Source organism: Streptosporangium sp. NPDC050855 (assembly GCF_044456585.1).
Classification (GTDB): domain Bacteria; phylum Actinomycetota; class Actinomycetes; order Streptosporangiales; family Streptosporangiaceae; genus Streptosporangium; species Streptosporangium longisporum.
Genome location: NZ_JBITFY010000002.1, coordinates 362,860 through 376,255, shown reverse-complemented (window position 1 = coordinate 376,255; position 13,396 = coordinate 362,860). Strand labels below are relative to the sequence as shown.

Sequence of the window (13,396 nt, the reverse complement as noted above, 5' to 3'; positions counted from 1 at the left end):
TCTCAGAAGAACACGTTCCAGGAGTTCATCTCCTCCTGGGGTGTGGGGTGGTCGAGCCAGCCGAGCTTCACCGGCGTGTCGTAGATGCGGCCCGGGCCGAGCCGGCGCCAGAAGTGCCGCAGGCCGGGCGCCATCACCTTGACGACGTTCAGTTCCAGGTCGGGGCGGGTCTGGTCGACGACGATCACCTCGGAGCCGGCCTCGGCGATGGTGTCCACGCACCGGCGCACGACGGCGGCCAGCTCGTTGGGGGCGGGCTCGCCGACGGTGGCCGGCGCGAGGTCGGGGTGGGGCAGCAGCCAGGGCTCGGAGGCGACCTTGGCCTCCTTGCACCAGTTCAGCAGCCCCGGGTCGTCGGCGCGGTACTTCGTGTTGCCCTGCTCGTCGCGTCCCTCGATGGTCGGCAGGAACTGGTTGAGCTCGGTGAGCGCGCGGAACGCCGCGATGCGCGAGTCCGGGTGGGCGCCGAAGCCCACCATGACGTCCTCCACCTCGTGGCGGCGGCGCGAGAGCGCGGCGTACACCGGGATGCCGAGGTCGGTGGTGAGGTCGAGCATCCACAGGTCGCGGTCCATGCCGTCGTAGAAGGACCGCAGCTCGCCCACGTAGGGGTCGTTCAGGGAGTCGAGGTCGAAGCCGCGGACGCGCGCCCGGTTGTACCACCACAGCGCCACGGAGTCGCGCTCGACCAGCTCGCACAGGCCCTGCAGGATCGCCTCCTCCAGGGTGTTGCCGGCCGCGCTGCCGTTGGAGTCGCCGATGCAGAAGAAGTGCCGGTTGAGGTCGGGGTGGCCGTACCAGGCGTAGGCGGCCGGGACCAGCCGCTCCTCGTCGCGGGTCAGCGACCAGGCTCGCGACCAGTCGAACGGCGCGGTCTCGTCGAAGGGGTCGGGCACCAGCTGCAGCCGGTGCGCCGGGTCGGCGTTCCACTCCTTGCGCCCGGCCCGCTGCTCGTCGGAGAAGAGCAGCAGCCGGTCCGGGTGCACGGCCGTCGCCGGGTCCAGGTCGGCGAAGGCGGCCCGGACGACCGGCTCGTCCCCCCGCCACACGCCCGAGTAGCGCTCGATCGCCTCGCAGACCGCGCTGACCTTGGCCTGGATCTCCGAGCGTCCCTTGCCGCCGCTCTGCCCGCGCAGGTTGCGGCGGAGCAGGTCCATGCTGTCGTTGACCATGGCGAAGTTGTGGCCGGCGGCGTAGCTGTAGGTCAGGCCGTTGGCCTCGTCGCCGATCGGCATCAGTTTGGTGATCGCGCCCAGCAGCGGGCTGATGTGCTTCTGCAGCCGGTCCAGGGTCTGCTGCGGCTTGTCGACGCGGTAGCCGCCGTCGGTGGTGTGGCTCGCCTGCCGGGGGGCGAGCACGATCTTGGGGTTGCGCTCGACCGGCACACCGCACGAGGGGCACTGCGGCTGGCGGATGAGGGAGTGCCTGGCGGTCTCCAGGGTGCTCATGTCGAGGGTGACCATGGTGCCGCAGATCGCCCCGGGCTCGCCGGTCGCCACGATGCGGGCGATCTCGGACGCGAGCATCCCGGACAGCGCCAGCGGGCCCGCCGCGGCCCGCGCCCGCGCCGGGTTGTACGGCACCCGCTCGCCACGCTTGGAGGCCAGGTAGCGCTCCAGCTGGCGGTTGCCGGCGAGCCGCTGCTCCAGGCACGACCAGCAGCCGGTGTGGTCGGGGTCGAAGAAGGGGCCGAGCCAGGTGCTGACGCCGCCCGGCCTGGCCAGCAGCCAGGGCCGCCCGGCCGCCAGCTGCAGCGTGTTGCGGTGCTCCAGGGCGCGGTCGAGGTAGTCGTCGACGAGCACCACCGACACCCCCTCGGCGGGGACCTCGCCGATCGGGCCGGAGCGCACCGTCAGCCCCAGCGCGGCCAGGGCGTCCATGACCGGGGCGGGGTCGACCCCCTCGGCGGCGGAGACGGTGACCGGCGCGCCCGAGACGACGGCGGCCGGGTCGACGTTCAGCGCGTCCCAGTAGGCCAGCACCTCCTCCGGCAGGTCGGGCCTGCCCTCGGCGAGGTGACCGGCCGCCTCGTAGCGGCGCAGCGTGGCCAGCACCGTGGTGAACGGCAGGGTCCCGGCCAGTTCCTGGACGATCTCGCTGACCGTCCTGCGGCCGTCGAGGTAGGGCAGCACCGCCACGGCGGCCTTTCCCGGTACCAGGAAGTCCTTGCCCTCGGCGAACAGGAACACCCGTGCACCGTCCACGACGTCCACATGGAAATGAGCTTTCAAACGCGGGCTCTCCATCGGCATTCCCCTTTTTCCACGCTTCCGGACAACCGGCTTCACGCGAATTTAAACACGGCGGTACGGGGCGGGAGAATGCGTAAAAATCATACGCATCGCCCGGCGCGATACTTAGGTACCGGCGGTCCGGCCTCAGTATCGGTACGGTCGGTGAGGGGTCCGTGCCGCTCCGGATGTGCCCCGCCGGACCGGGGGCGCGTGCCCGCTCCGTCCGGGGTACGTGCCGGTCCCGCCCGGCGTCCCCCGGTGGCGCGGGCGATGTCCCCCTGTGGCCGGACGCGGCCACGGAGGACGTTTCCGCTGGTGGAGGCAGGGCTCGGGCGGCGGGTGCGGGGTGGGGCGGCCAAGGGCCGGGGGCCGGGGGGACGGGCGGGGCGGCGGTGCGGGGGACGGGCGGGGCGGCGGCGCGGGCCGGATGCCGGGAAAAAACGGGCCCGGCCTGGGAGAGGGGGTGTGCGGGCCCGTACGCGAGGCCCCGTTCCACGACAGGAGGCTGTCAATAAAACGTACGCTTTTCTGTCATTAGCAAAAAGTTCGTTGAGATCCGGAACGCGGTAATGGACGATGGGCCTATGGCCCCCCTTCTCCACAGGGACAGAGAACTGGCTGTATTTCGTGAGGCTATCGACGAGCTCCGTATCGGCCGGCCGACCGTCGCGGCGATCCAGGGGGAGAACGGAATCGGCAAGAGCGCCCTGCTCAGTGCCGTGACCGATCTGCTGCCCTCCCGCAGCCTGGTGCTGCGGGCCCGCTGCCATCCCAGCGAGAGCCGTTTCGCCTACGGGATGGTCCGCCAGCTCTTCGATCCGGTGCTGTCGGCCGGCGGGCGCCCCCGCAGGCAGTTCGACCGTGCCGCCACCGACGACGGCGTCGCCACCTACGATCTGCTGACGGACCTGTTCCACATCACCCGTGACCTGGTCGCCGAGCAGCCCGTGGTCATCGCGATCGACGACCTGTCCTTCGCCGACCTGCCGTCGCTGCGCTGGTTCTCCTACATCGCCCGCCGCCTGGACGACCTGCCGGTCATGATGATCGCCACGTTGCGCGACGGCGCCCCGTCCGGGCCGCTCGCCGAGCTGACCAGGCTGCCGTACGCGCGGTTCATCCAGCTCCGGCCGATCTGCGCCACCTGCACGGCCGACTTCGTCGGGCAGACCCTGGGCGCGCCGCCCGACGAGGAGCTGTCCGGGTTCTGCCACACGCTCTCCCAGGGCAACCCGCGGGTGCTGCGCGAGCTCACCACCCGGATGCGGCACGCCGGGGTCAGCCCCGGCCTGCCCGACCTCGACCGGGTGCTGGAGATCGGCGCGGCGGCCCTGTCCGACACCGTGCTCGAATGGCTGCACGACGACGACGCGGTGGCCTCCGACCTGCTCACCCAGCTCGCCGTCATGGGCCCCGACACCGACGTCACCGTGGCGGCGATGCTCTCCGGCCAGGGGGAGCTGGAACTCCAGCAGGCCCGCCGGACGCTCGTCCAGGCGGGCCTCATCACCGCCGAGCCTCCCGTACGGTTCCGCAGCACCCTGGTCCGGACGGCGGCCCTGTCGCGCATCGACACCCGGACCCGGCTCGACCTGCACGAACGGGTGGCCGCGCTGCTGGCCAGGACGGGCGCGCCCGCGGCCCAGACCGCCGAGCACCTGATGCTCACCACCTCGGCCTGGGGAGTCCCGGTGCTGCGCTCCGCGGCCACGGAGGCGGTCACGGCCCGCAGGTACGACGACGCGGCCCGCTACCTGCGCCGCGCGCTGTCCTGCTCCGACGACCCCGTCGTCGTGCACGAGCTGACCCTGCAACTGGCCAGGACCGAGCTGCACCACGACCTGGACTCCTGTGCCCGGCACGCCGAGGCGCTGGTCACCGACGCGCCCGACACCGTCGAGCCGGCCAGGTCGCTGCTGTACCTGGCCAGCCCCGCGCTGGCCGCCAGCACGGTCGGAGCCCGGCCGTTCGTCGCCGTGGTGCAGGAGATGGCGACCACGCCGGACCCGCCCCGGGAGCCGCTGCTCCGGCTGAGCGCGCAGGTCCTGCTCTCGGGACATCGCGCCGGCCTGCGCGGGGCCGCGCGGCTGGCCGTGACGGGCCCGCCGGACGCCGCCTCCAGGGAGTTCTCCGGCGCGCTCGCGGCCATGGTCGCGGCGGGCGGACGGCATCCGGGCACCGCCGGGCGGCTGGCGAGGCGGGCCACGCTGCTCGGCTCCCAGCTGGGCCGTTCGGACGGGAGCGGGCTGGTGGGCGCGGCGCTGGCGTTCGCCTGGACCGGCCGTCCCGAGGAGGCGCTGGCGACGTGCTCCAGGATCCTGGAGCACTCCCGCGCCTGGCGTCAGCCGGAGCTGCGCGTGCTCGGGCTGCTGATCCGCTCGGACGTCGGCTACCGGCGGGGCGACTCGGCCGACAGCCTGCGGGACGCGATCGACGCGCGGGACGGGGCCGAGCGGATCGGCGCGGGCGCGCTGACCGCCGCGGCCCGCGCGTGCGGCGCGCGCGCCCTGGTCCAGATGGGCGAGACGCAGGACGCCACCGCGCTGATGCGCGAGACGACGATCCCGGTGGACGCCCACCCGCTGATCAAGAGCCTGATCCGGGAGGCCCAGGGGATGATCGCCGCGGCGGCGGACGACCACGTCACCGCGCTGAGCCTGTTCCTCGACTGCGGGCAGCGCCTCTCGGCCCGCGGCATCACCAACCCCACCTGCCTGCCCTGGCGCGCGCACGCGGCCAAGGCGTACACCGCGCTGGGCGAGCACGCCGCGGCCCGGACGATCGCGGCCGAGCCGCCGGCGGTCGCCGACCACGTGCCGGACGCCCCGCGGGCGCAGGACCGGGCGCCGGAGCGGACGCGGAGCCAGATCCTGCTCACCCCCGCCGAGCAGCGCGTCGTCGAGCTGGTACGCCAGGGCATGAGCAGCCTGGAGGTCGCCGAGCGGCTCTGCCTGAGCAAGCGCACCATCGACACCCACCTGGGCCGCATCTACCGCAAGCTCGGCATCCGAGGGCGGCACCAGCTGGCCGCCGCCCTCGGCGTCTGACCGGACGACCCTCCGGACGGGAACCGGGTGCCCGTCCGGGCGAGGACCGCGTGTCCGACCCTGCGACCGACCGGACGACCGTACGACCTGATGAGGACCGCGCCGGACGGCGCGGTCCTCATCAGGCCGGGGGGAAGGTCAGCGCGGCGCCGCCGGTTCGGTGGCGCGCCCGATGCCCAGCCGGGGCTCGGTGACCAGGTACAGCCCGGCGGCCGATTCCTGGCGGACGCCCGGGTCGGGCTCGGGCGCCTGTGGGGCCACGGCGTCCCGCGCGGTCAGCTCGGTGGCCAGCACCATCGCGTCCAGCGGGGCCGCGCCGCCGGAGCGGGTGGCGTCGTCCAGGTCGGTCAGGCCCGAGGTGATCGAGGCGAAGGCGCTGTCCGGGGCCACCGCCCCGCCCCTCTTCTGCATCAGCTTCGGGTACTGGCCCCTGGCCAGGCGCTGCGCCAGCCAGAAGTACTCGGCCTTGCCCCGGTACTGCTCGTAGAACCCGGCGACCATGGAGAACATCCGGCCGTAGGCGTTGCGGTACAGGGACTCGTAGAACCCCAGCGCCTCGGGCTCGGTGACCTCCCCGGCGTGCGTGGACAGGATGGACGCCGCGGCCAGCGTGCCGCTGTACATGGCCAGGTGGACGCCGGTGGACAGCAGGGGGTCCAGGAAGCAGGCGGAGTCGCCCGCCAGGAAGTAGCCGGGGCCGCAGAAGCTGGCGGCCGAGTAGGAGAAGTCCTGCTCGACGCGGACCTTTCCCTGGAACGCTCCGCCGGAGATCAGTTCCGCGACCGTCTCCGACTCCGCGACCAGGGCCAGGAACATCTCGGTCGTGGAGGAGAACTCCGGCTTGCGGGCCAGGAAGTTGTCCTGGTGGGTGACGAAGCCCACGCTGTAGACGTCGCCGCTGAGCGGGATGACCCAGTACCAGCCGTGCGGGGAGGAGATCACGTTGATGCCGCCCCGGGGGGTCCTGGGCAGCAGGTCGCCGCCCTGGTAGTAGCCCCAGATGGCGACGTTGCGGAAGACGTCGAGCTGGGTCCGGTCGCGGAAGTGCTGGGCGGAGAGCACCCCGGCGCGGCCGGAGGCGTCCACCACGTAGTCGGCCGCGCTGTGGCGGGCCTGCCCGTCGAGCACCCAGTCCACGCCCACCGCGCGGCCCTCGTCGAAGCGGACCTTCTTCACGTGGGCGCCGTGGACCACCTCGACGCCCTGCTCGGCGGCGTGCTTGAGCAGGACGTCGTCGAAGTCGGCCCGGTCGACCTGCCAGGAGCGCACCTTGTCGCCGAAGAGGTCGGGCCAGTTGATGGTCCAGTCCCGCTCGGCGCCCCAGCGCAGCAGCAGGCCCTCCTTGACGGTGTAACCGCGGGCCTCGATCTTCTCCCGTACGCCGACGAGGTCGATGATGGCGCGGCAGGAGGAGGAGATCGACTCGCCGACGTGGTATCGCGGAAAGGAGTCCCTTTCCAGCAGGCGGACCCGGGCACCGGCCCGCGCCAGAAGGGCCGAGGATATCGATCCGGCGGGACCCCCGCCTATCACCACTACGTCAGGCGCCATGAAATTCCCTTCCCACGCGATGACCACTGCAGCGAATTCTCGCAGGAAGGTATGAATTTAGTTAATACGCATTTATACGCATTTCAGTGCTCATTTCCCCTGGGGGGCCACGGGGGTCGCGGGGGCCGCGACGGAGACGGCGGGACCGGTCACCGGGTCTCCGGCAGGGGCTCCGGCAGGGGCTCCGGGAGCGTCTCCGGCGGAGCCTCCGGCCGCGCCTGTGGCGGGGGAGACCGCGGCGGAAAGGCCGAAGATCGCGCCCAGCGGGTCGGCGAACAGGCCGGCCCCCAGGGGACGGGCCCCGGCCGCCCGGGCCGTCCGGGTCACCTCCTCCGCCCCCGGGTCCCCGGTACCGAAGAAGGGCACCCAGACGCCCCGGGGAGAGGAGCGGATCACCGGCTCCGACCCGCCGTACAGGCCCCGGTAGAACTGCGCCGCCGTGTCCGGGGCGGGAGTGTGCAGCTCGGCGGCGCACAGGGCACCGGGCTCGTCGACCAGGACCACGCCCTCGTCCCTGCCGCCCTCCCAGAAGCCGACCGCGGCGCCGGTGGGGTCGACGGCCAGGCAGAGGCGGCCGTCGTCGCCCGCGGGCACCGGGCCCATCACCACGCGCCCGCCCAGGCGCCCGACCTCGTCCCGGGTGCGGGCGAGATCCTTGGAGGCCAGGTAGACGTTCCAGGACGAGCCGAAGGCCGGGCCCATCGGGCTGGGACCGAGGCCGCCGATGATCTCTCCCCGCAGGGTGATCAGGTGGTAACCCCGGCCGTTCTCCTTGACGAACTCCCAGCCGAAGAGGTCACCGTAGAACCGTTTCGCGCCGGTCGGGTCGACGGTGATGTGATCGACCCAGCAGGGTGTTCCAGGGCCGTACGAGAGCCGCCGGGGCATGAGAACTCCTTCAGGAGCCGGTCGTCGATGAGCGCCGCGGCCGCCTCGGCGCCGCCGGACTCGGGCATGCGCAGCCGGTAGCGGGGCGCGCCGGCCAGTTCCGTGGCGGCCGGGGGCCAGACGTGCGCCTGGAAGTCCGACGGCTCCAGCCTGCAGCGGTCGCTGTCTCCCTGGCAGAGCCTGATCAGGGTGGGCGGGGCGAGCCTGGCGGTGATCGGCACCGGAGTGCCCAGCCGCTCGGGGCGGACCAGGACGGACTGCCCGGCCAGCGTCGGCCGGGCCGGGCGCCACAGGCCGGGGTCGGCCTCCAGGCCGATCAGCCCGCTCGCGCGGGCCGCGTCCAGGGCCTCGCCGCGCAGGTTCAGCGGGGTGAGGAAGGGGAGCGTGTGGCCGGTGGCCCGGTCGACCACGAGGAGCTGTCCCGAGACCGGCCGCCAGGACTGCGCGGCCAGCGAGACCGCGACCTCGGCGCAGGGCGAGCAGGCGCTGCCGATCAGCGCGACCGTCGCGTCACCCTTGGCCAGGACGACGGCGCGCATCACCAGGAAGTGCTCCTCCAGCACGCCGAACGGGGGGACGGGTGGCGGCATGGTGCCCCACCCCCGGAACGCGCGGCGCTGCAGCAGCACCCCGTCCTCCCGGTGGACCAGCAGCTCCCCGCCGGACGCCTCGTTGCTCACGAGCTTCACGGTCAGCTGCGGTTTTCCGGCCTTCACCAGGTGGGAGCCGAAGAGGAAGGCCATCTCGGACGAGTCGATGTGCGTGACGGCGAGCACGGTCAGGCCGAAGAACTCCAACAACAGGGACAATCTGCTTCCCCTTACCAATTCTCGTTCGACCCATACGATCAGATGACTTTTCCTACCATCTCAGGTGATGACAGCCCCTGAAATACGGCATCAGCTGCTATTTCTGGACGTTCCAGTAGGGGAAGATGTGCCGAATCGGGGATGACCCGCAGCTCACATCCGGGAACGTTCCGGCGCAGGGTCTCGGCGTTGGCCGTGAACGCGGGCATGTCGGAGTCACCGACGATCACCGTCGTCCTGGCCCTGACCCGGGCGAGGTCCTCGGGCGGGTGCCGGTGCATGCCGAGCATCGCCATCGCCCCGGTGTCCAGCTCGGCCCAGGAGTGCCTGCCGATCACCTCCCGCAACCGGGCCCGCAGCGCCGGACGCGCCTCGGTGCCGCGGAAGATGTCCGGCGGGGAGGCCATCCACAGCTCGGCCATCTGCTCTGGCGCGCCGCGCGCCCGGCGCAGCGTCATCAGCTCCAGGTACCGCCGCCTGGCCGCGGGGTCGGGCGGCGCGCCGCCGAGCGTCGGCGCCGCGAGCACCAGGTTCCGCACCACCTCGGGCGCCTCCAGGGCCATCTGCAGCGCGACGCCGGAACCGAAGGAGAGCCCCACGACCCGGTGCGCCCCCTCGGCGCCGGCGAGCCCGGCCAGCCGCAGGGCGAGCTCGGGCAGCGTCTGGCCGCGCCGCAGCGGCTCGGACCCGCCGTGGCCGGGAAGGTCCACGCCCAGGTGCCGCCAGCCCGGCAGCAGCTCCCACAGGGGCTCCCACAGCGTGGAGTCCATGGTGTAGCCGTGCACCCACAGCACGGCCGGGCCCGACCCCGACTCGATGACGCGCAGCCCGCTCACGCCTGCTCCCCGAAGGTCGCGCAGAACTCCCGGTAGGCCACCACGGCCGCGTCCCTGGCGTCCAGGCGCGGTGTCACCCGCGGGTTCAGGCGCTCCCAGATCACCGCGTCCTCGTCCAGCGCCCGCTCGCTGCCCTGGACGAGCAGCGGCAGTTCCTCCCGCTGCTCGGCGCGCACCCCGATCGCCACCCGCACCGCGCACCCGCCCTTCTCCCGCGGCACGGCCGCGGTGACGATGACCTGCTCCCGGCCCGGCGGCCCGAACAGGGTGACGACCACCCCGGGGCTGTAGGCGCGGGCCAGGAAACGCGAACCGACGACCCGCGGCGCGCCGCCCCCCCTGGTCGGCATGGAGGCCATGACGAACTCGCCCTCCATGACCAGCTCGCCCTCGTCCCCGTCGCGGTGCGCCATCGCGCGCACCCTGGGCACCTTGTGCACCTCGGTGAAGTGGTCGATGTCGAAGGCGTTCTCCACGATCAGCAGGGGGTCGGCGTCCATCGACCTGCTCACGGCCGCGGTCAGCGGGTGGCCGTCGGCCAGCTCCTTCATCGCCCGGGTGAACCCGCGGTCGTCGTCGGGGCCGTCCGAGAGCCGCACGAACACGGCCTCACCGAGGACGAGCACGTGGTGCTCGGCCACCGACAGCCGCCGGGAGGGATCGCCCAGCCCGATCCGGCGGCCGTGGAACGGGCAGACCAGGCAGCCGTCGGCGAGCCGGCCCCCGTACCCCAGGTGCGCCCCCCGGTGCGGGCAGTCGGCGTCGAAGACCCGTGTCCCGGTCTCGTCCCGCACGGCCACCAGCCGCCGGGTCCCGAGCTCCAGGGGGGTCACCTCGCCGGTCAGCTCGGAGGTGAAGACCGGCAGATGCCAGCCGGAATGCGGTGCCGTCATCTGCTCATCGCCTTCAGTAGCCGTTCGGCGGCGTTCGTCCCGCTGACGATCGCTCCCTGCACCCACGGCGGCCGCGTTCCCGAGACCGTCGCCTCCCCCGCGAAGAAGAGCGTGTCCTCGACCGGTTCGGCCCAGCGGGCCGGGGCCCGCTCGGCGCCGAGCCTCGGCGCGGTGAACGCGCCCCGGCTCCACGGGTCGCCTCCCCAGTCGGCGATCTCGGTGTCCAGCACCCGGGCCCCCGCACTCCAGGGCAGGGCCACGGTGAGCATGGCCGCCAGGTCGGGGCCGGTGGCGGCCCGTACGCAGGCGGCGGCCGCGTCCCTGGCCACGATCAGCACCTCGGGGCGTCCCTCGCGGCAGCTCACGAAGCCGCTGACCCCGTCCGCGTCGAACACCGACGCCGTCTCCGGCGCAGGGACGGACAGGGTCGCGACCACGCAGCAGCCGTCCCCGGGCGTCAGCTCCCGCGCGGCCTCGGCCTTGTGAGCGGGAAGGTCCTCGATGGTGAGCGTGCCGCAGGCCACGACGGCGGGCGGCACGGTCACGACCACCCGGCCGGCCTGCACGGTCCCGCGGGCCGTCCGTGCGCTGACCCGGCCCGGCGACCAGCCGAGCACCTCGACGGGGCGGCCGACGTGCACCTCCAGTCCCCGCGCCAGCCGTCGCGGCAGGCGGTCGAAGCCGTCGGAGACGACGAACTCGCCGTGCCCGGCGGTGTCGCCGCGCTGGGCCGCGGACACGCCCCGGGCGCTGAGCCGGTCCGGGTCGGCCGCCCAGATCTGGCGGAGCCACTCGCTCGCCACCGGGGCCGGCCCGCCGTTGTCGCGGAGCCAGTCGTTCACGGACACGCCGTCGGCGGCGCCCTCGGCGTTCAGCCGGGCCTCCATCGTCCACGGCGGGCACGGCGTACGGGCCAGCGTCCCCATGGGGCGGCCGACCCGGCCGCTGATCACCCGCGCGGCGGCGGGGCGCGGCGCGGTCTCGGTCTCCACGAGCGCGCGGGCGGGGTTGCGGTCGCCGTGCACGACCTGCGCGCCCAGCTCCAGCGACGGCCCGCCGTCCGCGGGACGGAAGGTGCGCACCCGCCCGCCGATCCGCGGCCTGGCCTCCAGGACGACGGTGCGCACCCCGGCCCGGTCCAGGATGGAGGCGCAGGTCAGCCCGCTGACCCCGGCCCCGATGACGAGGACGTCGGCGACGTCAGCGCGCATCCCCGCCTCCCAGGTCCACCGGGAGGGCGCGCAGCCGCCGGGGGATGAGCGTCGAGGCCCAGGCGGGCCGCGGGTCGGCCAGCGACGCGGAGGGGAAGCGCTCGGCCAGCCGGGCCAGCAGCACCGCTCCGGTCTGCCGGACGAGCTGCGCCGCCAGGCAGAAGTGCGGCCCCCCGCCGAAGGCCAGGTGCGGGTTGGGCGTCCGGTCGAGCACCAGCTCGCCGGGCCTGTCGAAGACGGCCGGGTCGCGGTTGGCCGCGGCCACGATCGCCAGCACCCGGGCGCCGCGCGGCACCTCGCCGCCGGGCAGCGTCACGTCCGTGAGCGCGACCCTGGCGGTGAAGGGGATCGGCGCCTCCAGCCGCAGCAGCTCGTCCACGGCGGTGCGCGCGAGCTCCTGGCCGCCGGTGCGGAGCGCGGCCAGCGCCTCGGGCCTGGGCAGCAGCCAGTACATCGCGTTGCCGATCGCCTCGGCCAGCGGCTGCCATCCGCCCACCACGGCCAGCCCGAGCACCCCGAGCGTCTCGGCGTCGGTCAGCCGGTCGTCGGCGACCAGGCGGGCCAGCGGGCTCGGCGGACCGGCCGCGTCCGAGGACAGGGCGGCGCAGTGCGCCTGCAGGAAGCGGGTCAGCTCCTTCATGGCGGACCGGCCAAGGGCCGCCACCTGAGGCCCGGCCAGCGGGTCCAGATTGATCGAGGCCGCCTGGGCGAGCTGCGAGAAGGCCGTCCGGTCGCTCTCGGCCAGCCCGAACAGCCGCAGGAAGACCGAGGTGGCCAGCGGGCTCCCGATCCGCGCGATCGCGTCGACCACGGTCTCGGCGGCCAGGCCGTCGAGGAGGTCGTCCACGTCGGCGGCGATCCCGTCGGCCACCGAGGCGATCGCGGCGGGGCCCAGCAGCAGCAGGCCCGGCGTGCGCAGCCTGGTGTGGTCGGGCGGGTCCGTGGTGAGCATCGACGGCGGCAGGTCCTCGTCGCGCGCCCGTCCCTGCTGGCCGGCGCTCGCGGAGAAGGCCCGGTCGCGCAGGACGGCGGCGCAGTCGGCGTGCCCGGTCACCAGCCACAGCCGCGCCACGGGGTCGTGGTGGACCGGGGAGCGGGAACGCAGCCAGTCGTAGGCCGGGTAGGGATCGACCCGTCCGGCCGGGGAGAACGGGTGGGGGATGTGGGCGGGAAGGCGGACCTGGGTGCTGACCGTCACGCGGGGAACTCTCCTTCGATATGCACGGACGGCACCGGGGTCCACGCCCGCGACGGGCGGCCACCCCCGACCGGCGCCCGTCGTCCTCGCGGGTCCCTGACCGGATTCTGGCCGAGGACCCGTACCTCTTCACCGCTCTCGTCATGCTCCGGCGGGGATGCCCGGGGTACCCGGGATCCCTGCGATGCCCGGTATGCCCGATATATCGGGGATGCGGGGGATGCCGGGGATCAGGTGCAGCAGCAGCAGGGGCAGCAGCAGTAGTAGCAGGAGTCGGAGGGCAGCTGCGTGCCGGCCGTGACGGCGGCCAGGTCGCCCTCGCTCAGCTCGGTCGCGTCGACCACCGGGGTCTCCGGGATGTGAAGCTCGAAGACCCCGCTCTCCATGCCCTTCTCCCAGAGGGCGACCTGGACGTCCATGTTGCCCTCCTCGTGCCCGTCGGGAATGTGGCGCACGATGACGACCTCGCTGCCCGAGGGGATCGTCAGCCCGGACTCGGCCAGCGCCTCACGCGGGTTCGCGCTCAGCCTGGCGGAGTAGCTCTCGTCGGACCACGCGTTGATCAGGGTGCGGGTGTAGGAGTTGATGAATTCCGCCCGCTCCTGCTGCGCAAGTGCCATGCCATTCTCCTTTGTTTTTCGCCGGCGCTCTCCGTGTCGGCGACTGATTGAACTGTTGCATGGCCTGCGCCGCATACCAAGACTTAATTTCTACGCCATTAATGTAAGT

At 73.3% G+C, this 13,396-nt stretch carries 9 protein-coding genes; 1 reads left to right on the top strand and 8 read right to left on the bottom strand.

The features are described 5' to 3' along the window. Positions 1-2 precede the first annotated feature (2 nt). On the bottom strand, positions 3-2,231 hold the full coding sequence (locus ACIBCT_RS06855) for a TOMM precursor leader peptide-binding protein (RefSeq protein WP_399186436.1): 2,229 nt from the start codon (positions 2,229-2,231) through the stop codon (positions 3-5). A gap of 587 nt (positions 2,232-2,818) precedes the next feature. Here ACIBCT_RS06855 and ACIBCT_RS06850 point away from each other — a divergent pair. Continuing rightward, positions 2,819-5,281, top strand: a complete 2,463-nt coding sequence (locus ACIBCT_RS06850) for an AAA family ATPase (protein WP_399186435.1) — start codon at positions 2,819-2,821, stop codon at positions 5,279-5,281. Positions 5,282-5,419: 138 nt separating this feature from the next. Here the strand turns inward: ACIBCT_RS06850 and ACIBCT_RS06845 are convergent, their stop codons facing one another. The 7 genes from ACIBCT_RS06845 to ACIBCT_RS06815 form a co-directional block, all read right to left on the bottom strand. Next, entirely contained in the window at positions 5,420-6,832 is a 1,413-nt protein-coding gene (locus ACIBCT_RS06845) for an NAD(P)/FAD-dependent oxidoreductase (protein ID WP_399186434.1), read from the bottom strand. A 746-nt stretch (positions 6,833-7,578) separates the two neighbouring features. Beyond that, entirely contained in the window at positions 7,579-8,529 is a 951-nt protein-coding gene (locus ACIBCT_RS06840) for a hypothetical protein (RefSeq protein ID WP_399186433.1), read from the bottom strand. Positions 8,530-8,567: 38 nt separating this feature from the next. Then, positions 8,568-9,365: an alpha/beta fold hydrolase gene (locus ACIBCT_RS06835; protein ID WP_399186432.1), complete on the bottom strand. Its 798-nt coding sequence runs from the start codon at positions 9,363-9,365 to the stop codon at positions 8,568-8,570. After that, complete coding sequence (locus ACIBCT_RS06830) at positions 9,362-10,258, bottom strand: Rieske 2Fe-2S domain-containing protein (protein ID WP_399186431.1); 897 nt, start codon at positions 10,256-10,258, stop codon at positions 9,362-9,364. The genes ACIBCT_RS06835 and ACIBCT_RS06830 overlap by 4 nt, the downstream gene beginning before the upstream one ends. Continuing rightward, a complete protein-coding gene (locus ACIBCT_RS06825) occupies positions 10,255-11,469 on the bottom strand; it encodes a flavin monoamine oxidase family protein (RefSeq protein WP_399186430.1) in 1,215 nt (404 codons plus the stop codon). The genes ACIBCT_RS06830 and ACIBCT_RS06825 overlap by 4 nt, the downstream gene beginning before the upstream one ends. After that, positions 11,459-12,667: a cytochrome P450 gene (locus tag ACIBCT_RS06820; RefSeq protein WP_399186429.1), complete on the bottom strand. Its 1,209-nt coding sequence runs from the start codon at positions 12,665-12,667 to the stop codon at positions 11,459-11,461. The genes ACIBCT_RS06825 and ACIBCT_RS06820 overlap by 11 nt, the downstream gene beginning before the upstream one ends. 230 nt (positions 12,668-12,897) lie before the next feature. Then, positions 12,898-13,287, bottom strand: coding sequence for a hypothetical protein (locus tag ACIBCT_RS06815; RefSeq protein ID WP_399186428.1), 390 nt, complete (start codon positions 13,285-13,287; stop codon positions 12,898-12,900). Positions 13,288-13,396: the final 109 nt, after the last annotated feature.

Bases quoted from the DNA above. Each gene is read 5' to 3' on its own strand.
- ACIBCT_RS06830 (WP_399186431.1), bottom strand. From the start codon at position 10,258: ATGACGGCACCGCATTCCGGCTGGCATCTGCCGGTCTTCACCTCCGAG.
- ACIBCT_RS06825 (WP_399186430.1), bottom strand. From the start codon at position 11,469: ATGCGCGCTGACGTCGCCGACGTCCTCGTCATCGGGGCCGGGGTCAGC.
- ACIBCT_RS06845 (WP_399186434.1), bottom strand. From the start codon at position 6,832: ATGGCGCCTGACGTAGTGGTGATAGGCGGGGGTCCCGCCGGATCGATA.
- ACIBCT_RS06815 (WP_399186428.1), bottom strand. From the start codon at position 13,287: ATGGCACTTGCGCAGCAGGAGCGGGCGGAATTCATCAACTCCTACACC.
- ACIBCT_RS06850 (WP_399186435.1), top strand. From the start codon at position 2,819: ATGGCCCCCCTTCTCCACAGGGACAGAGAACTGGCTGTATTTCGTGAG.